The 23,937-nt window shown below is 54.2% G+C and carries 17 protein-coding genes; 15 read left to right on the top strand and 2 right to left on the bottom strand.

Going from position 1 to position 23,937, the window contains the following annotated elements; genetic code table 11:
* Positions 1-261 precede the first annotated feature (261 nt).
* The 14 genes from obgE (at position 262) to brxL (ending at position 21,979) form a co-directional block, all read left to right on the top strand.
* Complete coding sequence (gene obgE, locus RBB77_RS03150) at positions 262-1,374, top strand: GTPase ObgE (RefSeq protein WP_353064728.1); 1,113 nt, start codon at positions 262-264, stop codon at positions 1,372-1,374.
* A gap of 60 nt (positions 1,375-1,434) precedes the next feature.
* The gene (locus RBB77_RS03145) at positions 1,435-2,148 is read left to right on the top strand and encodes a GNAT family N-acetyltransferase (RefSeq protein ID WP_353064727.1); all 714 of its coding nucleotides are present in this window, start codon (positions 1,435-1,437) and stop codon (positions 2,146-2,148) included.
* 509 nt (positions 2,149-2,657) lie between these two features.
* Positions 2,658-3,572, top strand: coding sequence for a 3-methyl-2-oxobutanoate hydroxymethyltransferase (gene panB, locus RBB77_RS03140; RefSeq protein WP_353064726.1), 915 nt, complete (start codon positions 2,658-2,660; stop codon positions 3,570-3,572).
* Positions 3,573-3,696: 124 nt separating this feature from the next.
* Complete coding sequence (gene panC / locus RBB77_RS03135) at positions 3,697-4,539, top strand: pantoate--beta-alanine ligase (RefSeq protein WP_353064725.1); 843 nt, start codon at positions 3,697-3,699, stop codon at positions 4,537-4,539.
* Positions 4,540-4,748: 209 nt separating this feature from the next.
* Positions 4,749-6,053 carry a GGDEF domain-containing protein gene (locus RBB77_RS03130; RefSeq protein WP_353064724.1) on the top strand — a complete coding sequence of 435 codons (1,305 nt, stop codon included), beginning with the start codon at positions 4,749-4,751 and terminating at the stop codon, positions 6,051-6,053.
* An 832-nt stretch (positions 6,054-6,885) separates the two neighbouring features.
* Positions 6,886-7,311 (top strand): nucleotidyltransferase domain-containing protein, encoded by a 426-nt coding sequence (locus RBB77_RS03125; RefSeq protein ID WP_353064723.1) that lies wholly within the window; start codon positions 6,886-6,888, stop codon positions 7,309-7,311.
* Between the two features lie 7 nt (positions 7,312-7,318).
* Complete coding sequence (locus tag RBB77_RS03120; protein WP_353064722.1) at positions 7,319-7,732, top strand: hypothetical protein; 414 nt, start codon at positions 7,319-7,321, stop codon at positions 7,730-7,732.
* A gap of 14 nt (positions 7,733-7,746) precedes the next feature.
* The gene (locus RBB77_RS03115; protein ID WP_353067568.1) at positions 7,747-8,469 is read left to right on the top strand and encodes a DUF1819 family protein; all 723 of its coding nucleotides are present in this window, start codon (positions 7,747-7,749) and stop codon (positions 8,467-8,469) included.
* A complete protein-coding gene (locus RBB77_RS03110) occupies positions 8,466-9,071 on the top strand; it encodes a BREX protein BrxB domain-containing protein (RefSeq protein ID WP_353064721.1) in 606 nt (201 codons plus the stop codon). The genes RBB77_RS03115 and RBB77_RS03110 overlap by 4 nt, the downstream gene beginning before the upstream one ends.
* Positions 9,072-9,076: 5 nt before the next feature.
* Positions 9,077-12,595: a BREX system P-loop protein BrxC gene (brxC, locus tag RBB77_RS03105; RefSeq protein ID WP_353064720.1), complete on the top strand. Its 3,519-nt coding sequence runs from the start codon at positions 9,077-9,079 to the stop codon at positions 12,593-12,595.
* A 9-nt stretch (positions 12,596-12,604) separates the two neighbouring features.
* Positions 12,605-13,885, top strand: coding sequence for a hypothetical protein (locus RBB77_RS03100; RefSeq protein WP_353064719.1), 1,281 nt, complete (start codon positions 12,605-12,607; stop codon positions 13,883-13,885).
* The gene (gene pglX, locus RBB77_RS03095; protein ID WP_353064718.1) at positions 13,882-17,334 is read left to right on the top strand and encodes a BREX-1 system adenine-specific DNA-methyltransferase PglX; all 3,453 of its coding nucleotides are present in this window, start codon (positions 13,882-13,884) and stop codon (positions 17,332-17,334) included. The genes RBB77_RS03100 and pglX overlap by 4 nt, the downstream gene beginning before the upstream one ends.
* Positions 17,335-17,346: 12 nt before the next feature.
* A complete protein-coding gene (pglZ, locus tag RBB77_RS03090) occupies positions 17,347-19,848 on the top strand; it encodes a BREX-1 system phosphatase PglZ type A (RefSeq protein WP_353064717.1) in 2,502 nt (833 codons plus the stop codon).
* Positions 19,838-21,979 carry a BREX system Lon protease-like protein BrxL gene (gene brxL / locus RBB77_RS03085; RefSeq protein WP_434557096.1) on the top strand — a complete coding sequence of 714 codons (2,142 nt, stop codon included), beginning with the start codon at positions 19,838-19,840 and terminating at the stop codon, positions 21,977-21,979. Before pglZ ends, brxL begins: the two co-directional genes overlap by 11 nt.
* Before the next feature lie 13 nt (positions 21,980-21,992).
* Here the strand turns inward: brxL and RBB77_RS03080 are convergent, their stop codons facing one another.
* Positions 21,993-22,265: a hypothetical protein gene (locus RBB77_RS03080; RefSeq protein ID WP_353064716.1), complete on the bottom strand. Its 273-nt coding sequence runs from the start codon at positions 22,263-22,265 to the stop codon at positions 21,993-21,995.
* Positions 22,262-22,594, bottom strand: a complete 333-nt coding sequence (locus tag RBB77_RS03075) for a hypothetical protein (protein WP_353064715.1) — start codon at positions 22,592-22,594, stop codon at positions 22,262-22,264. The genes RBB77_RS03080 and RBB77_RS03075 overlap by 4 nt, the downstream gene beginning before the upstream one ends.
* 216 nt (positions 22,595-22,810) lie before the next feature.
* On the opposite strand from RBB77_RS03075, the gene RBB77_RS03070 reads away from it, so the two are divergent.
* Complete coding sequence (locus RBB77_RS03070) at positions 22,811-23,932, top strand: AAA family ATPase (protein ID WP_353064714.1); 1,122 nt, start codon at positions 22,811-22,813, stop codon at positions 23,930-23,932.
* The last annotated feature ends 5 nt before the right edge of the window (positions 23,933-23,937 follow it).

Raw genomic sequence — 23,937 nt, 5'->3', positions numbered from 1 at the left:
AAAGTAAGCTCGCCGTGCCCTTTCGCTATCCGGGCCCAACATCGCAGCAACACCACGCCAAAAAACGGCGGAACACTAATGAGATTAGCCGCACAGGCAGCAATTATGAAAGACCACTTCCGTGTTAAACCGAAAGAGTTGCAGTCTCAGTTACACATCTCTGCCATTACGTCACGAAAAAAGATCAATCCTCTCCGCATCTCTCTTCTACGCTCAAAACCAGCGCCAAGGCGCACATCCTAGTACACTAGTGTTGGCGAAATGTTTATTGATGAAGCAAGAATTCGTATCAAGGCCGGCGACGGCGGCAATGGCTGTATGGCCTTCCGCCGCGAAAAGTTCGTCCCCAAGGGCGGTCCCTCGGGCGGCGACGGCGGCCACGGAGGCGACGTCCTCATGTCCTCCTCCCTCAGCCACAACACTCTGGTCCACTTCCGCTTCAACCCCGAGCACAAAGCCCAGCGCGGCGGCCACGGCCTCGGCTCCAACTGCTCCGGCTCCGCTGGCGACAGCACCACACTCAAAGTCCCCGTAGGCACGCTCCTCTACGACGACGCCACCGGCGAGCTCATCCACGATTTCGCCCGTCCCAACGAAACCATCGTCATCGCCAAAGGCGGACGCGGCGGTCGCGGCAACCAGCACTTCGCCACCAGCACCCACCAGGCCCCACGCGAGCACGAACTCGGCCGCGCCGGCGAAGAGCGTGCCTACCGCCTCGAACTTCGCCTCCTCGCCGACGCCGGCCTCGTTGGCTACCCCAACGTCGGCAAATCCACCCTCATCTCGCGCCTCTCCGCCGCCAAGCCCAAGATCGCCAACTACGCCTTCACCACGCTCGAACCCAACCTCGGCGTCGTCGAAGTAGGCGACTTTCCCCACACCGAATCCTTCACCATCGCCGACCTTCCCGGCCTCATCGAAGGCGCGCACCTCGGCCACGGACTCGGCATCCAGTTCCTCAAACACATCGAGCGCACCAGCGTCATCGTCCACCTCGTCGACGTCTCCGACTCCGGCGCCGCCGAAGGCACCGCCCGTCCCGACCCCGTCGCCGACTACAAAGTCATCACCGAAGAGCTGAAAAGCTTCGACCCTGCACTAGCCGCAAAACCCACCATCCTCGTCGCAGCCAAGATCGACGTGGCCAATCCCGACAAGCTCAAAAAACTCACCGCCATGGCCAAGCGGCGCAAGCTTCCCTTCTTCAAAATCTCCGCCGTCACCGGCGAAGGCATCGAGCCGCTCAAGTTCGCCATCGCCGAGATGGTCGCCGCCCATCGCCCGATCGCGCTCGAACCCGAAACCGTTGAACCAGTCAAGCTCAAATCCCACTACCCGCCACCACCAAGCTCCGCCCGCGGCCGCGCCTAAGCCCGATCCGAATCGCCGCCTGAATCCAGGCTCGTTCTCATTCTGTCCCTCGATCAAGCCATGAATCTCTCGAACAAACTCGACGAGCGGCAACTCGATGAGGTCGTGGGCGGGCCACCCGCGGAGTTACCTCAACCCACCGTCCTCACAGGACGATTCGTCTCTCTCACCCCCGTCGATCCGAACCTTCACGCGGCGTCCCTCTTCAAGGGATCACAAGGCGCAGAGTCCGAGCAACTTTGGCGCTACCTGCCGGACGCGCCTCCACCCGAGCTCGAATCGTTCAAATCCTATCTCGCCTCCAGGGCAGCGAAAGACCGGCTCGACTTCGCAATCGTCGACAACCACTCCAACGAAGCGATCGGTCTCGCATCCTACCTGGCCATCGAACCCACCAACCGGAGAATAGAGGTGGGCAACATCCTCTTCACTGCCCGTCTGCAGCGAACCCCGGGTGGCACAGAAGCCATGTACCTCATGGCAAAACACGCCTTCGAACTCCGATACCGGCGTTACGAGTGGAAGTGCAACGCGCTCAACGAACCATCGCGAAGAGCCGCACTACGCTACGGCTTCCAGTTCGAAGGCATCTTCCGGCAACACATGATCGTAAAAGGCAAAAATCGCGACACCGCATGGTTCTCGATACTCGACAGTGAGTGGCCCACCCGCAATGCAATCTTCGAGCGCTGGCTCGATCCCTCCAACTTCCTCCCCGACGGCACACAACGCAGCTCCCTCTCTGAATTGGCTGAGCAAAACCTAAAGCTGTAGAGGTGCTCGATGCGTTTTACGCGATATGCTCCATGTTGCAGCTGTCGGATGTCTTCGGCTTTCATCTTTTCAGTCAAAAATCAGTCAAAAAAAGGCTGTCAAGTCCCAACTAGGGGCAAACCACGTTGAATCATAGACTTACGCTGTGCGCATTAGTTCCACTTATATCGCTACAATTGAAAGCAGTGAGGTAAACAGCGACGAGATCGCCAGGAGAGCGTGTGTAAGTTCCTTAACTCGTTTATTTTGACGAATTTGGCCGTAACCCCCTTTGAATGACGAATTTGCGCGGGGAACCCTCTCGTAAGTGCAACATAAAAAGGAATTTACGCGAGTATACCCGGGGGGGTGGGTACCCCACCCGTTAGAGGGCACGGGGTATCCTCTTGCCACTGTTGCCAGAACACGAGTAGGCTTTACAGCGGACCCAGGTACTTACTGGGACAGGTGGTATCCAGCCAAAGTCGTCTCTCAAGGCGACACGCGGCGGAGCTGCACTGGAGATTGCAATGAGTTTGACCACGTTCTCACCCGAACGAGCTGGAGCCCATCCCGGGCGACCGGCCGATTCCCCCGCTAAAGTCACAGTCCCCTCCCTTCTTGAAAAGAAACTACTGCGACAGCCCATCGTCGCCGTCACCGCCTACGACTACGCCACCGCCCGGCTGGTCGACGAAGCTGGCCTCGACGTCCTCCTCGTAGGCGACTCGCTCGCTATGGTCATGCAGGGCCAGGAAAATACCCTCGCCATCACCATGGACGAGATGCTCCTATACACCCGCGGCGTACGCCGAGCGGTAAAACGCGCCCTCCTGGTAGCCGACATGCCCTTCGGCAGCTACCACACCGACGACCGCGAAGCACTCGCCAACGCCATCCGATTCGTCAAAGAATCCGGAGCCGAAGCAGTCAAGCTCGAAGGCGGACGCGAACGCAAAGACCTAATCCAGCGCATCGTCGCCGCCGAGATTCCGGTCATGGGACACATCGGACTCACACCCCAGAGCGTCCACCGCATGGGAGGCTACAAGGTCCAGGGCAAGACCATGGAAGCGATCGACGAACTCCGCACCGACGCCCTCGCCCTCGAACAGGCAGGCTGCTTCGTCATCGTCCTCGAAGGCGTTCCTCGCGAACTCGCCCGCATCATCACCGACGAACTCCACATCCCCACCATCGGAATCGGAGCCGGCCCCGACTGCGACGGACAGATCCTCGTTATGCACGACATGATGACCATGACCTTCTCGCCTCCTGCCAAGTTCGTCCGGCGATACGCCGACATAGCCGGAGTCATGCGCTCCGCCCTCGAAGAGTACCGCCGCGACGTCGATGCTCGCACCTTCCCCTCCGACGCCGAGAGCTACCACTTCTCCCGCGAGATCCGGGAGCTGATGACGGAACCAGTCGAAGTGGTGGATTAGCCCGGCAGCCCGAGTCAAACGCAAAGTCCAAGTGCCAGCGTCGTAAGCGCTGAGCACGCTTCGCGTCCGCAAAAACATGCAGTCAAAACTAGCGCCAAAGCAGCTAAAAGGAGTTGTCCCTCAAATGCAGATCGTAAAGAGTGTTGCGGAGATGCAAAGCATCTCCTGCAAGCTCCGGACGCAAGGTGTCGTGCTCGGCTTCGTCCCAACCATGGGAGCACTTCACAAAGGTCATCTCTCGCTCGTCCAACGCGCAACCGCTGAGTGCGAGACTGTAGTGGCATCGATCTTCGTCAATCCACTCCAGTTCGGTCCAACCGAAGACTTCGCCAAATACCCACGCACCTTCGAGGAAGACTCCCGACAACTCGAGCTCGAAGGGGTATCTGTTCTCTTCGCCCCTGAAGCAGGGGATATGTACCCCGAAGGTGCCGTAACAACCATCACCGTCCCCGGCGTAGGGGACCGGCTAGACGGAGCCTCCCGCCCCGGCCACTTCACAGGGGTCTCCACCGTCGTAGCGAAGCTATTTCACATCGTCGCGCCCCACCACGCCTACTTCGGTCAGAAGGACGCCGCCCAACTAGCCGTCCTACGACAAATGGTCCAGGACTTGAACTTCGACCTCGAGCTCGTGAGCTGCGCAATCGTGAGAGATGCCGATGGTCTCGCTCTGAGCAGCAGGAATCAATACCTTAGCTCGACAGAGCGTGAACAGGCATTAGTCCTGCATCAAGCGCTTGAACGGATCGAGCACAGCGTCGCCGATGGAGAACGCCTAAGCTCGACACTCCTGCAGATTGGAAAGAACACTCTGGACGCCGCCGAAGGCGTACAAGTGGATTACTTGGCTATAGTCGATCCAAGGTCCCTCCTCCCCGTGGCATATGCGGAGAAAGGCGCGCTGGTCGCGGTGGCAGCCTATGTTGGTCGCACTCGTCTGATCGACAACTTTCTCGTCAACTAGAAGCGGCACCCGTCCATGGCACGACAGAGGCCGCGTGCATGACACGGAAGTACCATGCAAACTCAAGAATAGAGCGTGTATTGCGGTCCTGCTTTAGTAACATCAGGCTGAGTCATTTTGGTGACGATCTGTACCTTTATCACTGATGGTGAGGAGATCCCGCGCCGACAGAAGATGCAGGGCAGACCGCAAGGAAGAGGCGACTTCAAATGCCGAGCACCTCCATTCATGAACTCGCGATTCAGCAGATCGAACGGCTTTCGAAAAGGGGATTTCAGCGACTGGCATTGCCGAAGCCCCTTGAGAACGCATTCGAACAATCCACGCTCGCTCGACGATCAGAACGTCTCTGGCTCGAAGGCCTGATAGCGATCGGTCTCTTCAACGTCTATGTCCTTGTCGACCACTATCTTCAAGGAGGTAACTCATGGCTTCCAATACAAATTCGCCTCTGCATCGTTACGCCTCTTGCGCTGCTGATCAACCTCAGCATGCGGTGGAGTCCCAACAAGGTTTATCGCGAAACCAGCATTGCCGGGGCAAGCTGCCTTATCGGAGTGACGCACCTCTATCTCGAGAGCAATAAAAATGCAGCCTCTTCCGCATACGCTCAGGTAGGCCTCATCGTTGCGGTCATCTTTGTCAATGTCGTGATGCGACTCCAGTTCGTTTACGCTCTCAGCGCATCGGTTATTTTGTTAGCGAGCGATCTTGTATTCATTCAACACGATCACCTTCTGAACCCATCCGAAAAGCTATTGGGAATTACTTTAGCTGTCTGTGCCATTTCGATGACCGTAATTGCGAACTACAGCATCGGGCGAGAAGAGCGGCTTGGTTTCCTGATGAGCCTGCGTAGCGAAATACAGAGTAAAGAGCTGTCTTTCCTGAATGTAGAACTCCAGAGAATATCCTGCATCGATAGCCTGACCGGTCTTGCCAATCGGCACGCATATGAGTTGCAGTTTGCCAAATTGTGGCGCGAGGCTGCGGATTCCGGATCATGTCTATCCGCAATCGTGATCGATATCGACCACTTCAAGCTGACAAACGATACTCGCGGACATTTGTATGGCGATCGTGTACTAGTTCGAGTCGCGTCTCTGCTCTTGCAGAGTTTGCGGTGCAAGGACGATTTCGCGGCCAGATTCGGCGGCGAAGAGTTCGTGGTCCTGCTTCCCGGTACAACTCAGGAAGGAGCAATGATAGTCGCGGAACGTATTCGCAAACTCGTCGAAGTAGCCGGCTCTCCGGCGCTTCCCGAGCCCGGCAGCCATCCACGCCTGTCGACAGTGAGCTGTGGCGGAGCATCCTGCTACCCGAACGACACCATATGCAAGGAAGATCTGTTGGATGCGGCGGATAAAGCGCTCTATCAAGCAAAAGAGCTGGGTCGCAATTTAGTATATTGGGGCGAATCGACAAGCAGACGGAAAGAATCGCCACCTTCGTATAAGAACCCTCTAAGGATCTCTGTGAATACTGATGCGATTCCTCTTACAAGAGTTGACTGACCAGCATTCGATCTGAACCGCTTACCTGAAGTGTAAAAGGAACATCCTTCGAGGCGATTCTTTTGAAGACATTGGCTTCGGCCCAGAGATTCAAAGACGGCTCGTTGAATCGTCTCCGGGTTCATCTCTTTTCGTCAGGCCGATTCCAGCGAATGGTTTTCACCGATATCCCTGCGTAAGCGCGACCTCGAGCTCCGACGCTGAAAATGACTTTCCAGCCTTCAATCCCAACCGACCACGGAAGTCTGCACTTCGACGGCTGAAGGACAGAGATTCACCAATCGTGGGCACGGCCTACTTGCCGATGCAGAACGTACGTAATCTCGAAAAACGCAATGAAATAAAGGATTTATCACTTAGTGTGGCTAGATGTGGACAACTTGGTGGTCAAAGTACGACAACGACATGGTGCTATTCCACATATCTTAGGAGCCAAGGCTCTTGGGATCAAGATGGGCGACCCCGAAGTTCGCGTCCTTCGCTGGGACGGGTATCCCGATCTACGTTGGGTATCGCTCCAACAAAGACTCTGGCGAAGGTTGGAAACTTCATCGCGAAGAAGCGCCCGCAGTTCCGTGGCAATGGTTGTAAATGACATCGTCCACCCTGGCTAGATCTTCTTGACTTACTACGCCGATTGCGTAATTATCTACGCAGGATGCGTAGTTCGCCCATTCTCGAAGCGCTGTTCCCGGATATACGGTCGAAGATTCTGGCCGTGCTCCTGCTCCAGCCAGAGAAGCGATGGTATCTCACAGAATTGGCATCGCGTCTCGAAACTCAGCCCTCAAGTTTGCAAAGGGAAGTCGAGGCCCTGAGCAAAGCAGGGCTTTTGGAACAGACGAAGGATGGCCGTCGCGTCTACTTCAAGGCGGACACGAATTCCCCTGTCTTCTCAGACCTCAGAGGTCTTCTCGAAAAGACCGTAGGCCTGATCCCCATCCTCAAGCAGGAAGTGGACGCCTTCGGGGAGCGTATCCAACTCGCCTTTATTTACGGCTCAACTGCACGATCGGAAGAGTCGTCGGAGAGCGATGTGGACCTTATGATTGTGGGGGATGTAGGCCTCGCTGACTTAGTGCCTTCGCTACGACGAGCGGAGCAGCGATTTGGAAGGCCAGTCAATCCCACCGTGTACTCCTCCAAGGAGTTCAAAGCGAAGACAAAGAACCACGATCATTTCCTAGCCACCGTGCTACGAGGTGCGAAAGAGTTTGTGAAAGGAAATGATGGCGAGTTGGCAGCAGTGGCTGGCTAAAGGCGATGTGAAAACACATCAAACCAGCAAACAGGAAGTGGATAATCTTCGCGCTCTGATCGCTCGCGATCTCGCAGATGCTGCGATGAGTGGCTTGTCTGCCGATCGGAGATTCGCGACAGCCTACAACGCAGCTCTCCAGACAGGCATCATTGCGATTGCCTGTTCCGGGTACAGGGTTAGCGCGCGGTCGGGCCATCATAAGGTCACCTTTGAAGCCGCGGCCGTTGCATTAGGGACAGAAGCGGTCGCCTTGTCAGACTACTTCGACACTTGTCGACGGAAACGCAACGTCATCGACTATATGACTTCGTCGGTTGCAACGGACACCGAATCGGATGAGATTGTCCAGAAGGCAAATGAGTTTCGCACCTTGGTAGAGAAATGGTTGCGAGCTAAGCACCCTGCGGTCGCCTCGTGAGATTGGCCGTGATCATGCACGAAATGAGCAGTAAGCAGTTTCAACGGCAAAGTGTCGCCAAGATTGCTCCCTTTGCCGTAGGGATACAAATCAGACCGGATCATACGATGCGAACGAACAATTCACCAATATATTCTCTTGCGTTTACGGCGGCATCTCTTCGCCCGGATCTTGCCCGCGTTATCGCAGGCAGCTATCTGAAGTTTGGGGATTGGAAAACAGTCAAAGAAGACGTTCTAAGCTCAAATGCGTTGCAATGTCGAAGTCAGAGGAGTGCAGTGCGCCTGGAGCGAGAGCTCCGTCAGCGCCTCATGTGCCTCACTGATCAAGAACTTACAGTACTCTCGACCGCGACCAGCGACGCCCGAACTGCAGTGGCTTGGTTAGCGGCAATCAAGCATATTAGATTTGTCTTCGATTTTGCATCGGAAGTGCTGCGCGCAAAGCTAGCTGCTCACGACCCCATTCTGCGCCGCTCCGATTACGACACATATTTTGATGCAAAGTCCCTTACATACCCTGAGCTCGCTCGGGTGACTGCATCCTCAGCGACGAAGCTCCGACAAGTATTGCTACGGATGCTTGTGGAAGCGAATCTGCTCTTGCCAGGTCCAGCTCTTGGAACAATTAGGCGAAGCTTGCTACCGAGAGCTGTTTCCGACGCGATCGTTGACGATGATCCTTGCTGGTTAGCAGGATTTCTGATTCCTGACAACGAGATTGGAGGGCTCAGATGATCTCCCAGATTGCGAACCTATCAGAACGGCTGTTTACGATTTTCAGCAGCCAAGCATTTCTTTCAATGAAGGGGCAGGCGAATGAGGTTCCACTTTTCATTCAGACTTATGACACAGCCCATGAGGACGATCTAAGAAACATGGTGGAAGGTCTAGCCGCCCGGCTGCGAAGCGACGGCAAAACAGTAAGCAGGACGGATTTCTTTGACCTCGTTTTGGATGATCTCGACGATTCTCAACTACTCTCCGGTCTGATCGAAGAGGAATCAACCTTTACGAAAGCAGAGGTGCTTGAAACGCTTCGCAATTGCTCCGATCCACGAACACATTTGGTGCCACGCCTTAAACAGGTGATCGATTTAGGAAGCGACCTAACGTTTCTGACGGGCTCCGGGCGGCTCTTTCCATTTTTGCGGACTCACACAATTCTTGAATCTGTCCAACCGGCGATGCTCCGTCACCCTATCATCATTTTCTTTCCTGGACGATATGACCAGGATGCCACTGGCGGTTCTCATCTTCAACTTTTTGGCTCGATTCCAAGCCCGTTGATCAACAATCCGTACTATCGAGCTTCCAACATGGACCATTACAGGATCTAGAATTCATGAAGATTTTCGAACTCTTTCTAAAGCCAGTAGATCGTCCGATCGAGGGCGTAATCAAGGCTGATGACATCCGCCATGAGGAGACCGAGCTTGACGAGTACGTCGTCACCCGGGACGTAAGCAAAGGTCTGGGCAATTTCACCGACCGTTACCTCAGGGAGACCACAGCGAACGGCGTTTGGATATCCGGTTTTTTCGGGTCCGGAAAGTCCCACCTTCTTAAGATGCTTTCGTTGGTTCTGGACGAACGGCCCTTACCGAGTGGCAGGCGGCCAGCAGACATCATTTTGCCCAAGATTAGCGATGAGATTGTGCAGGCAGCTCTTCGAACCTCGGCTTCGATACCTGCACGAAGCATCCTCTTCAACATTGATCAGAAGTTTGATGGCGTCGGCGGCGATCATACAGCTCCAATCTTGGAAGTATTCATGAAGGTGTTGAACGAGCTGCAAGGCTATTACGGCAAACAAGGCTACATCGCTAAATTTGAGCGCGATCTGGATTCAAGGGGCGACTTCGTCCCATTCAAGGCAACTTATGAAGCAGTAAACGGCACTCCGTGGGAAATAGACCGCGAGGCCCTGGCAACCATCAAGCGGGCAGCCTTCGGGAAGGCTTACGCAGCACACTTTCAGGTGCCGGAATCTGAAGCCTCCGATGTGATGAGACAAGTGAGGCAGGAATACAGGGTTTCGATTGAAAGCTTTGCTCACTCGGTAAAGGAGTACATTTCGAAGCAAGTGTCGAATTTTCGTCTCAACTTCTTTGTTGACGAAGTCGGACAATTCATTGGTCAAGATTCAAAGCTGATGCTGAATCTGCAGACTCTTGCAGAGACCCTGGCGACCATCTGTGATGGAAAGGCATGGGTATTCGTTACTTCGCAAGCAGATCTCGAAGGGGTACTCGGCACGTTTCGAGGCTCGGAAGCGCACGATCTCTCGAAAATTACGGCGCGGTTTAAGACTCAATTGACACTTGCGAGCGGAGACGTTCGCGAGGTGATTCAGGAAAGACTTCTCGCAAAGAAAGAGTCAGAGCCGGAAGTGCTGACGTCGATCTTCGATCAAGAGAAAGAAAACCTGAAGACTCTCTTTCGTTTTGGAGACAATTCACTGAGCTTCAACGGTTGGCGCGGCAGCGATGAGTTTTGCAAGTTTTATCCGTTCCATCCATATCAGTTCGACCTCTTTCAGCGGGCGATTCAGGAACTATCTAAGCACAACGCTTTCACAGGGAAATACCTTTCTGTGGGCGAACGCTCCATGTTAGCCGTATTTCAAGAGGTTGCGAAGGCTATTCGCAATGAAGATGTGGGGCGTCTTGCGACGTTTGACCTAATGTATGACGGCATCTCTGCCTCGATTCGAGGTGACATGCAGACGACTCTAAGTATGGCTGAGAATCAGCTAAGTGAAGGCTTAGAGATCCGAATTCTCAAATCACTTTTTCTCCTAAAATGGGTTCGGGATTTCAAAGCCACACCCAGGAACGTAGCGATCTTGCTGATCGAAGCGGCAGACGTCGACATTCGTGCTCATGAGATGAAAGTTAAGGAGGCCTTGGAGCATCTTGAATCCCAATCGTATCTGCAACGAAATGGGGATGCTTACGAATTTCTGACCGACACTGAGAAGGATATCGAAGTCGAGATTAAGAACACCGAGATCGATGATTCTCAGGTGATCGATACACTCGCTGACGTGATGTTTGGTGACGTCTTGCGCGACGCAAGAATCCGCTATCAGGGCAACGGGCAGGATTATTCCTTTGCAAGAAAGATCGACGACCAGCTGATTGGGAAACGCGATGCCGATGTGAAAGTGAACCTGATCACTATGGACCATGACCAGTATGCGCAGACCAGCATTTTGGCAATGCAGAACATGGGTAAGCCTGAGCTACTAGCGATTCTGCCGCCTGATAACAGGTTGGCTGAGCAAACCAGACTGTGGCTGCAGACGAAGAAATATGTTGATCAGAACAGCAGTGGTGTCGATGAAACCAGAAAGGCCATTGTTACGCAACGTGGACAGCAGAACAGCACGCGACGAACCAACATGGAATCCGTCGCGGAGGAGTTCCTCGCCAAAGCGCAGTTGTACATCAACGGAGCGAAGATCGAAGGCTTGGGCGACGGTGACGCCCGGAATCGGTTTGCCAAAGCCTTCCAACAGTTGATTTCGTTCTCCTATCCCAGCCTCCGGATTCTCAAGGGCACGTATGATGACGCCCTGCTTTCACAAGCCCTGCTGGGGCAAGATGACCTGCTTACCGGTGGTGTTCTTCCACCCTCGGAGCCTGAACAAGAAATCCTCTCTTACGTGACGATGAACCAGAACAACGGTGAGCGCACTTCGCTGGACGAGATCATCAAGAATTTTGAGCGCAGGCCCTATGGATGGGGTCAGCTCGCAGTCTTGTGTTTGCTCGCACGATTGTTTCGGATGGGGAAAGTCGAGCTTCGCGGACCTGACGTGCTGGACGCCCGTGGCGTTCTGGCGAGCATGCGCAGCAACCGTCAGTGGAGTCAGGTACGAGTGCGGCTGCAGGAGCAATTTGATGCCTCTATGGTCAATGCACTAAAAAGTTTTCACGCTGATTTCTTCGATCGTCAAAACCCTGGTGTTGACGCACGCTCCGTTGGGCAAGCCACTGTAGAAGGATTTGGCATTGAGTCGATTGAACTAACAGCGCTTCTGGATCAGGTCAGCCGTTACCCCTTCCTTGAAGCGTTGCGCCCTGTTGCCAATGAAGTAGGAAAGTTGGCGAAAAAGGATTACAGCTATTTGCTGAGCCGTCTGGCAGACTTCCAGAATGACCTGCTTGATTCCAAGCTGGTTACCGTGGCTCCCATCAAAGCGTTCATGCGCGGCCCGCAGCGCGCGATTTATGACGAAGCTATTGCGTTTCTGAGGGAAGAAGAAGCAAATTTCGTCGAATTACCACCCGATGAAGTCGCCCCGCTTCGCAGTCTGGCCGGTTCGAGCCGCCCGTACGTCGGCGGGCTCGTTCCAGCCGGAAAGTTAGCCGTCACCAAGCTCCGGGCGTTGCTTGCGGAACTCCTGAAAGCTGAACGCGAGAAAGCGACCGATACACTTTGCGCCCAGGAAGAACGCCTCGCAACGGTGCCGGACTTCTCCACACTGAGCAGTGGCGGTCGCGAACTGGTGATGATGGCCACTGTGGCAGCCCGCAAGGAGATTCTCTCCGCACGCTTTGCTTCGGGGATCAGGGATCGGGTCCAGCGCTACGTCAATCAAGAGTATCCAGCCCAGGTCGCGCTTGCTGCCCGCCTCGTTGCGCCAAAGCCTTCTCCTGCTCCGGCGCCGTCAGGGTCGCCAACGGTAATACCAGCTGCACCTGTGCACCAGGTGGAATATATCCCGTCAAAGAATCTTCAGCCCAAATGCGCCTTAGCGATCATTTCCTCAGTGCCGGAGTTGGATCAGTGGCTCGCAGCGCTGCGAGCCGTGGCTGAAGCAGAACTCAACAAGGGGAACATCATCACTCTGTAAGGATGGGCCATGGCACGACTGTTTACCGTAGCTTCCGACGAAGCTCTCATCAACCTCATTCAAAACTCGGCAGAACGCCTCGTGATCGTCGCTCCGGGTCTTTCCAAAGGGGTCGCAATTGCGCTGGTGGAGCGGCTGCAAGTCGGCAAACCACTGTCTGAGCTCTCCATCACCTTGGATACAGATCCTGAGGTTTGCCGGCTAGGATACGGCGAAATCCAAGCCGTCGACATGCTTCGGGATGCGCTGGCATCGCTTGAAAGGCCCCTTCACACTCAGGCCGGAGTGCGTATTGGCCTCATCGTTGCGGACGATGATGTCCTCGTGTATTCACCCACGCCACAGCTGATTGAAGCCGGCTCGACCTCCGAGGAGAAGCCGAATGCCATACGGATTACTGGAGCAGGCCCGCAGGAGCTTTCCTTCGCCTGCGGTGGAAAGGAAACGTCCGACCTGGGGTTCATTCAGGAAGTTGGATTGCGAGACGTAAGTGATCAGGCTGTCGCTGACGCGAAAGCCGATCTTGAGGCGAATCCTCCTCGACGATTCGATCTGGTGCGGTTGGAGAGGGTGTTCAACTACAAGTTGGAATTCGTAGAGTTCTCGATCGACGGTTGCCGCTTGAACTCGCGAGTTGTTTCGCTTCCTGCTGACATTCTCGGGCTTGCAGAGAAGGATCTGCAGGAGCGGCTGCGCAACACCTTCAAAGTGTTTGAAGCCGGCGTTCCTTTCAGCTTCGAGATTGAAGATCCTGACGACGCATCCCGCGAGATCAAGCTCACGGAGGAGTATTTCGCTAAGGAAGCCAAAGAGTTGCGGAAGAAGCTCAAGTCACTGGGAACGTACGGAAGCCTGATTCAAAAGCGGCACAAGCCTTCGTTTGAAGCCGGTGTAGAACGCTTGAGAAACCTCCTGACCATCTACGCTGACTTGGTCAAGGCAAACATAGCGGCCAAAATCAAGGAGACGAGGGATGGTCTCGTAGAGTCCCTCCATAAGCGAGTCAAAGTGGCACCCCCGAAGAAATGGCTCGATGACTCGTTGGATGGGACGCTAGACGACGCTGCTCTCCTGAGTCGTCTGGAGCACGCAGTTGACGAGGCCTTCCTCAGCGTGGAGGAGAGCTTCGATCCGAGCATTACCTGCATCTTCAAGGGCGTCCACTACGAAACGATCACACAAGATCCCAAGTTCCGCGAGCGAATCGAGCAGCACTTTAGTCAAGACGACGCAGCCAAGTTATTGTTTGAATACAACGCATCACGCGCAGAGGAACCCACGCACGCATGAACACTTCAGCCCTCAAGGCCTTCGCCCCCACCGTTCGCAAGCAGTTGATTGAAGCAGTCTCGCGCAAGTTGGACTTCGCTCTCACCGCCAGGACGCCTGATTATCTAGACACCTACGCCACCCAGGTCCGTTCACTGCGCGAGCTTGCGACGGAAGATCGCAAAGGGCTGATTGAGCGGGTCGCATACACCTGGTTCAACCGGCTCGCAGCGCTCCGATATCTGGATGCTCGAAACTGGCATCCCTTTCATGTCAAGGTGCTCATGGCAGCCACTGCGACGGATACGCTGCCCGAACTGTTTACTGTCGCGCGCCTTGGAGCGGCACCCGAGGAACTGCGGCGTTACATAGACAGTGGGCGAATGGAAGCGCTGCTCCAGGGGCGGATTCCTTCCGCCGACCCACAGGGCGAGGTCTACAGGCTGTTGGTGCTTGCGGCTTGCCGTTTCTACAACGAGATCTTGCCAGACGTTTTCGAAAGGCTGGACGACGAAACTGAACTCCTGCTTCCTGACGACCTGCTCACAGAGCAGTCTGTCGCTCAGGGCTTTCGTACGGAGATCACCGACGAGGATTGCGAACAGGTGGAAGTGCTGGGTTGGCTCTACCAGTTTTACATTTCTGAGAAGAAAGACCAGGTGATGGCTCGCAAGGCGGCCGTGCCCGCCGAAGACATCCCTGCCGTTTCCCAACTCTTCACGCCGCACTGGATCGTTCGATACCTGGTGGAGAACTCACTGGGGAGGCTATGGCTGCTCAACCGGCCGGAGTCGTTGCTCAAGGCGTGGATGCCTTACTACATCGAGTCTTCCGAACCGGACACGGCGTTTCTCCGCATCGAGCGCCCTCAGAATATCCGGCTATGCGATCCAGCCGTGGGCAGCGGACACATGCTCACGTACGCGTTCGATCTTCTGTACGTCATCTATGAGGAAGAGGGGTACACACCATCGGAGATCCCGGCGCTGATCTTGCGACACAACCTCACTGGGATCGAGATCGATTGTCGTGCCGCGCAACTGGCTGCCCTGGCGCTTACGCTGAAGGCCCGAGAGAAGTCGGGTCGCTTCTTTCAGAAGCAGCACTTCGTGCGTCCAAATATTATCGAGCTGCGCAACGTGCACTTCAGCGAAGGAGAGCTTCCGCGCTACAGCGAGGCACTTGGCCTGGGCGGATTGTTTACGCCATCCATCCTGCGGTTGATGCACCAGTTTGAGGAGACAAAGAACCTCGGGTCTCTGATCCAGCCTTGCGTAGGCGAATCTGATATCGCGTTCGCGCGAGGGGCCGTGGAGGCGCGGGATCTGGGGAGTAACTTATTTCTGAATGACACCCACAAGAAGGTGCTTCGGGTGTTGGAGCAGGCGGAGGCGTTGACTCAGCGGTATCAGGTTGTGGTCGCTAATCCCCCTTATATGACCGGAGGAATGAACGGCATCGTCGTCAATTTTATTGACAAACATTTCTCTAGCTCGCGCACCGATTTATCAGCGACGTTTATTTCTCGTTCGCAGCGACTGTGCTTAAGAATGGGCTATTGCTCTTTGGTCACTATGCAGAGCTGGATGTTTGTTAATACCCTGGCTGACTTCCGAACAGATCTTCTTTCTAGAGTTACTTTCATCAATTTAACGCAGCACGGGGTTGGCGCTTTCCCCAGTTTGAATAGCAAAGTAGTGCAAACTGTGGCATTTGTGCTGATCGTTAAAGAGCCGAGCGACCAAGAACATCCTGTTTGCTTTCGCTTACTCGACCACGATGCAGATGTTAAAGAGCAACAGCTGCTTAGCGGCGAGCATAGGTTCGACCATTTAAGACAAGTGGATTTCTCTAGAATCATAGGAAGTCCCTTTGCTTACTGGATCTCCTATCAGATGCTGGCTTCGTTTCAAGAAAGTCCGATCCGCGATCGATTCGTCCTTAAAGAAGGGCTCGGAACTCGAAACGACGAATATTTTTTGCGTTGTTTTTGGGAAGTCAGTGTGGGACGTATTCGAGCACCCGAAAGTCCAACCGCAAAGTGGGTTAAAACGGATAAGGCCGGAGTGGCGAGGAAATGGTATGGGAATCTCCTCTACCTAATGAACTGGGAGCATGACGGACATGAAATTAGGAATTATCGGAACCCAGACGGATCACTAAAGTCCCGCCCACAAAATACGCAGTACTTCTTCCGTGAGGCTGTGACCTGGGGCAAGGTTGGGACAATAGCCAAAACATTTCGCTATCGAGGAGATTCTCTCGCTTTCGTTGACGCTGCCCCATCGGCGTTCGGCACTGATCTTCTCTACCTTCTGGCATTGTTGAATTCCAAGGTCTTCGAAGCTTTGTTGGAAATTCAGGGCGATACCTTGCATGTACCACTAGGAGTCGTTGCGATGCTTCCATTCATGGAGATAGAGGGGAAATGCGAAGAACTACACGATGCGGCTCAGGCTTGCATAGAAAGAGCTCGAACCGACTGGGATAATTTTGAGACTTCCTGGGACTTCCAGGAACACCCATTAACTCGTTCGAATGTGAAGGCGCAGGACCTAGAATCGAGTTGGAGCAAGTGGCAGACGCTATGCAATATCGCTGTCGACCGGATGCAAGAGCGTGAGACTGAGAACAACCGACTATTCATCGACGCCTATGGTCTCCAGAATGAACTCATACCCGAAGTCCCCAAGGAGCAGATTACCCTCGCCCGCGCCGACCGCAGGCGCGACGTTGCCTCATTCCTCTCCTACGCCATCGGCTGCACAATGGGCCGCTACTCTGTCGATCGCCCCGGGCTGATCCTCGCTAACGTCGGGGACACGTTGTCAGAGTATCTCGCTAAGGTTGATCGGGCGCCAGAAAACCTTACGTTTACGCCGGACCGCGACGGCATCATTCCGGTTCTCGACGGCGAATGGTTCGCTGACGACATCGTAGCGCGGACGAGGGAGTTCCTTAAGGCGACATTCGGTGAGGGGACACTGCGGGAAAACGTCCGCTTTGTTGAGGAATCCCTCGGTCGCGATCTGCGCGCCTATTATCTGACCGACTTCTACAAAGACCACCTGCAAACCTACAAGAAGCGCCCGATCTACTGGATGGTGCAGAGCCCGCGCAAGGGCTTCAGCGTACTGATCTATTTGCACCGGTATACGCGCGATACGATGAACGTGATCCTGAACCGCCACCTGCGCGAGTTCCAGATGAAGCTGCGCAGCAAGATCGAACATCTGCAGCAGGTGTCGTCCGGCTCTTCTGCCAGCGTGCGGGAGAAGTCCGCCGCAGTGAAGGAGGCGGCGAAGCTAACTAAAACACTGCACGAGTGCGAGGAATGGGAGCGGCAGACGATTTTGCCATTGGCCCAAGCCCGTATTGAGCTCGACCTGGACGACGGCGTCAAGGTCAACTATCAAAAGCTGGGCGAGGCGCTCGTCAAGATTCCCGGATTTGAAGCTGCAGAAGAGTAGAGAGACCTGAGAATGAAGCAGATTCACGACAGCCTGGAACGCGTCTTCGACCGGCACCGCATCGTCTTCTGGTACGACCCCAACGGCGACTGGCCGGAGGTGTTCCAGACGTTTGCCGGTGATGCGGTGACGAAGTTAGAAGTTCGGAACAATGAGTTTGGCACCAAGGTTCGCATCGTGAAAGACCCAAATCCCGGTGCGAAGTTTCTTGTTTACGTTCCGTCGCCTCGCCCCGACGACGGCGACAATTGGCTGCTGGATCTTTTGCTGCAGGGATATGAGTACAAGGCAGATAAGGCATCGCTCGCCCTGCAGGAGGTCGGGCTTCCGCAGTCATTCCTGGAGCTTGCTCAGGAACACGCTCGGTTCTTTCTCAGCGAGAAGCGAATAGCAGCGCTCAAGGAACTGCTACATACAAACGACGAGGAGCGCGAAGTACGCCTGAAGATGATGGCTGTGCTTGCGGGCAGCAACGTCGCCGCCGATGTTGACGCGCTACTCATGCATTTCCTGACCTCTGGTGGAACTGCTGGGCTCTTTGACCCGGTTGGACAAACCTTGGGAGCGTCCAATCTAGTGGTTCCGTTCTGGCGAGAGGTGAGCCGCAGCTTCAGCTATGCCGGCGCTACGCCATCTTTACGGGACTTCGTGGTTACGCTGTTCCGCGGAGCAAATCCACTGGACCGTCAAGTCACACTGCACCCGCATTCGCGCGTCTTCCTGCAACACTGGAAGGATAGTCAGGCGCACGGCGGGTCTTACCGCGCGTGGTCAGGTCTGATGGAGAAAGACCTCCAAGTCGAAGAGACGCTCAATGGTCTGCAGGACACAGCTACCGTCGCCGATTCAGATACGTTTGAACTCTTCGAACGGTATACGTTGCACCGCCTGTGTAAGGCCTTCGAAGCGGGCAGACCAGGCATGGATCTGATCGAGGACATCAGGCGGCGCCGCAGCTCCTTCTGGTACGCCGAACACAAGCCAGGCTATCTTGCCCTTGAATATGCGGTTGAGTTGCGGGAACTGCTGGCCGGTGTCGAACTCATGGTCGATTCGATTGAGGCGGGTGTGAGCCGCTATACGACGAGTTGGTGGAAGTTGGACCGGGCCTACAGGCTCTGTGTGTTCAACCTGCGTCAGTATGGTCAGACGAATTTGATGGCCGGCATCAGCACTTGGGTCGAACGTTCGTACCTGAACAACTTCCTCTTGCCCTTGTCTGATCGCTGGAGCGATCAAGTGGGGAGGTTGAGTAAATGGGAATGCGGTGACCTGCCTGCTCAGCGGCAGTTCTTTGAGCAATACGTAAGGCCCTTCTTGATTCGCGGGCAGAAGGTATTCGTTATAGTCTCCGATGCACTTAGGTACGAGGCCGCGGCTGATTTCGCCGCTCGCCTCCAATTGGAGAACCGGTGGACTACCGAGGTGAGCGCCTTGTGGGGCTCGCTCCCCTCGTATACGCAGCTCGGCATGGCGTCACTGCTGCCGGGATCTCGTTGGGGAATCAGTCCGGAGACAGGAAATGCGACTGTAGATGAAAAGAGTGCAGCTGGCACGACCAATCGATCCGAAATTCTGAAGACCGCCTGCAGCGGGAAGGCAGTCGCTGTGCAGGCTGAAGCCTTTCTGGAGATGAATAGCAAGACTGATGGACGAGCGCTAATGCGCGACCATGAAGCTATCTACATCTTCCACAACGTGATCGACAACATAGGAGATGACCCTAGGACAGAAGCGAAAACCTTTGATTCGGTTGAGCAGGCGTTCAATGAACTCGAACAGATCATCAAGAAGGTGGCCAACATCAATGGCAGCAATATGATTCTGACCGCCGATCATGGCTTTCTTTTTCAGCAGGATGACTTGCACGAGGGCGATATGACCGCGCTTCCGCAGGCTGAAATCTGGACATACAAGAATCGACGATTTGCGATCGGAAGAGGAATACAGCCGGGACCAAGTGTGAAGATCCTCGAGGCCGCAGCCTTGGGGTTGGCTGGTGATTGGGCTGCTGCGTTTCCACTATCTCTCTGCAGAATGCCACTTCAGGGTTCAGGAAAGCGATATGTTCATGGAGGGATCAGCCTTCAGGAGGTCGTCGTTCCCGTCGTCAAGATCCATAAGGCGAGAAGCAACGACACGGTGAAGGTTGAAGTTGAGTTCACCCGTGTACCCGCGAAGATCACGACCGGCCAGGTTTCACTTGGTCTGTTTCAGGATCAGCCAGCCGTCGACAAGGTTCTGCCACGTACACTCAGGATCGGGCTGTACTCGAAGGACGATACGATCCTCTCGGAAATCAAGACCCATACGTTTGACTCACAAAGCGACGAAGCAAGAAACCGTGAATCGGCGTTCTTGCTGACCCTGTCTCGATCAGCTGACGCGTTCAATGGTCAAGATGTCTTCCTTCGCCTGGAGGAGACCGTTCTTGGAACAAATCAGGTAGTCCGTTACAGATCGCATAAACTGAAACTGCAAAAGCCGTTCGCGAGTGACTTCGATGAATTCTGACACCCAAGTTCGAGTTGAGGCAAAGCCCGCCGGTGCGGAGCCGCGAGTAGCAAGTGCGCTTGACAAGAAGATTCTGGCCCATTTCCCAGGGCTTGTTGTCCGCAAAGATCTGACACACGGGCTCAAGCAAAACGCCGTTGTGCCAACGTATGTTCTGGAGTATTTGCTAGGCCAGCATTGCGCCACAGACAACGAAGATGTAATACAGTCCGGTTTGGAATCTGTGCAGCGAATCCTCGCAAAGCACTACGTCCACCGCAATCAAGCCGAACTGGTCAAATCGACAATCAAGGAGCGAGGAAGTCACAAGGTCATCGATAAGTTGACCGTCGAGCTCAATGAGAAGGGCGGTTTTTATGAAGCGGCTTTCACAAATCTTGGCCTTAAGGCTGTTCCCGTCTCGGCTGACTTCGTCCGTAGATTCCCCAAACTGCTAGTCGGAGGCATCTGGTGCATCGCGGACGTCACCTACGAAATCGCGGATGATCAAAAGATCAGTCCGTGGCAGATCGACACACTGAAGCCAATTCAGGTTGCCAATGTTGACCAGGAGGCATTTCTCAAAGCGCGTGCTCAGTTCACAACTGAGGAGTGGATGGACGCATTGATGCAAAGCATCGGCTTCAATCCAGACATGTTTAGTCGGCGAGCAAAATTCCTTACGCTAATCCGCTTGGTCCCGTTCTGTGAGAGAAACTACAATCTCCTTGAGCTTGGACCAAAAGGAACAGGGAAGTCACATATCTATGCTGAGTTCTCCCCGCACGGCATGCTTATATCCGGTTCTGAGGTAACGGCGCCCAAGCTGTTCGTCAGCAATGCAAGCGGAAAGATAGGGCTGGTAGGCTTCTGGGATTGCGTGTGCTTCGATGAATTCGCTGGTAAAGACAAGAAGGTAGACAAAACGCTCGTAGATATCATGAAGAATTACATGGCGAATCGGACATTCTCTAGGGGGATCGAGCAACTGACCGCCGAGGCTTCAATGGTGTTCATGGGAAACACCCAGAAATCGGTGCCCTATATGCTTAAGCACTCGCACTTCTTCGATCCGTTGCCCGACAAGTACATCGATTCGGCCTTTCTTGATCGAATTCACTCGTTCAATCCTGGGTGGGAAGTTGCGCCGATACGACACGAACTCTTCACAGGTGGCTATGGATTTGTTGTTGACTACATCGCCGAAGTGCTAAAACATCTGCGAACCGAGGATTTCACGGGGGCTTACAAGAAGCACTTTGAACTGGCCTCCGAGGTCTCTACGCGGGACCAGACCGGCTTTGAAAAGACTTTCTCTGGACTAATGAAGATTCTGTATCCGGATGGACAGGTGACACCCGACGAGTGTGCTGAGCTCCTCTCGTTTGCAATGGAAGGACGGAGGCGAGTTCGGGAGCACATCCTACGTATCGACGATACTTTTACCCAACACGACTTTGCCTTTCGGTCTGTGTCGACGGGTTCGCAAGTTACCGTTCTCACTCCAGAGGAGCTTCAGTATCCCTCTTTCGCGAGAGTACCAAAGAAAGCGCCAGATGCTACGGTGAGAGGTGAGGACGGGATCGAATCTAGCTCGCTGTTCTCGTCGTCCCTAGCGGCACCGATTGCAATGGGGAACAGAGAGAAGCAGTTGCAGTCAGAGGAAGTTGAAACACCACATCACATCGTCGTGGCTGAGAATACTAAGGGATGGAGCTACAAACGCTTGTTCGGAGAACAGCTAAAAGGGGCGCGGAACATAACGATAAGTGATCCTTATATTCGAAATTTCTTCCAGATTCGGAATTTGATGGAGTTTCTTGAGATGGTACATCGTCTCGTTCCCGAGGGAGACGAGATTTCCGTGAGTCTTGTGACTCAGGCCGATCGAGAGAACAGCAGCAAACAAGAAGATCTGCTCAATCAGGTCAAGTTGGCTTTCGCGGGCTCTCCAGTGTCATTCTCTTGGAAAATGGACAGCAATCCTAGTTTTCACGCTCGCAGCATCACTACAGACACCGGCTGGAAGATCAGCATTGATCGTGGGTTGGATATCTTTCAGAAGTATGACAGTGGCACATTCTCTTTGGAACAGGCGCTTCAAGAAGCACGTTTGACCCGTGGTGCTGAGGTCACCTATATCAAGCTCTGAAGAGTGCCCGACATTAGTCGTCCACCATAGCCCTCGTTGGTCCATTCAATCTTTTCCCTTTACGGACAGTTTCGGTTCTGGTTTCCTCTTCCGCTTGGTATGCCATATCCAGCAGTTCCCGTTCGATCTGGTTTAGCCTCCGCTGCTGTTCTGGCGTCAGCGTCTCTGGGTAGATTGTCATATCCCGCCTGAGTTGCGGCGTCTTCCTTGTCCAAGAGATACGTTCCCCCTCCATGAGCAGCGTGAACTCCTTGATGCCTTCAGGTGTGGTCCATATGCGTTTCATTCTGTCGATTTGCCTTTCTCATTCTGGCCTTCGTTATCCGCTTGCCCGTATCGGAACGCGGCCTTCAAGGGCTTGCCTTGCCCCCACAGGCTGCGCCTTTTCGCCACGCCGGACAGGCTTATGTCCATCCTTAATGCAATCTCCGCACTCGAAACCCCTTCCTCGAAGAGCCTTTTGAGTTCCGCAACACCACGTTCGTTAAGTGGGCCTCCGGGGCTGATGCGGTAAATGTCGCCGGTGGTGGTGGGGGTGTCGACTTCGAGTTCCGCGACGAGGCTATCGAGAAGTGTTGTTATTTTTTTTACGATTATTTGAGCCTTGCTTGCCATTTGAGTTTCTCCTTGGATGTTATCGGGGTACTGCCTGTAATACATATACCACACGTTGATGTAGTACAGGTAGCATAATCGATTCTCTACGCAGTACCCACCTCAAGGCATCTCCGTAGTTCCACCTGACCCGCAGAGAAGTTCTTAGCCCTGGGAATAAATGGACGATATTTTGCACATTTGACTTAACTAGTCCATTCATGAGATATCTACCATATGAATCAGAGCAAAACGATGGACGACGTTTTTGATGTTGAAAAAGATTTCGTCCAGTTGGCACGTTTGGCGATGGATGAAAAAACGGCCGATGTTGCAGCCTTTTCCAAGCGAGTATTGCGAAGAGTGTTGAAACGCAGACCGGACCTTGCCGAGTTGGCAAAGCCGATTTTTGATGCTACTCCGGCCGGGGTGACTCGTTCTCTCACGTCACAGCCAATCCCAGTAGACACGGACAGCCGCCTTGAGCTCCTCCGGCGCGAAGTCAGTCCAGAGATTAAGACGAAGCCGATTTGGGCTTCAGTGGTCGCGAACGAGATCGAACCTATTTTCGAGGAACGGCGAAGATCAAGCGAGCTGCTAGCGAAAGGACTTGTTCCGACTCGTTCCATGCTTTTCGTTGGGCCCCCGGGTGTTGGAAAAACCCTGGCTGCGAAATGGATTGCACTCCAATTGGGACGGCCACTACTGACGTTGGATCTCTCCGCAGTGATGAGTAGCTATTTGGGAAGAACGGGCAGCAACATTCGTGTGGTGCTCGACTACGCACGCAGGGGTCCATCGGTTCTGCTTCTCGACGAGTTCGACGCAATCGCTAAGCGACGCGACGACTCAGGAGAGATAGGAGAGCTGAAGCGTTTGGTGACAGTGCTCTTGCAAGAGATAGATGACTGGCCGGCAGACGGTCTCCTGATAGCCGCGACAAATCATCCAGAACTCCTGGATTCGGCCGTTTGGCGAAGATTCGACCGAGTAGTTAGGTTCCCGCTTCCCACCCTGGAAGAGGTTTCAGAACTGCTAGCAGCTAATTTGGAATTGTCGGATGCGACGCCTGAAGTTCGCGAACTATTGCCAGTATTGGCTTCTATGCTGCAAGGAGAATCCTTTGCAGAGGTAATTCGCAGAGTCAACCTTGCAAGGAGAACTGCCGTTCTGGCGGATCAAAGCTTGCTCCAGACGCTGCAAGCGATGTCACAGGACACGATGTCTCTGGTTCCGAAAGCAAAAAAGCTGGAGTTAGCCAGAGCTTTTGCTGATCAGGGGTTTTCACAGAGAGCCATCTCAGCCGCAACGGGGTTGGCGAGGGACACACTTCGTAAGAGGGATATTGGAGCTAAATAGCACGG

This window comes from Tunturibacter psychrotolerans (assembly GCF_040359615.1).
Classification (GTDB): domain Bacteria; phylum Acidobacteriota; class Terriglobia; order Terriglobales; family Acidobacteriaceae; genus Edaphobacter; species Edaphobacter psychrotolerans.
This window is presented reverse-complemented; position numbering and strand designations above follow the sequence as displayed.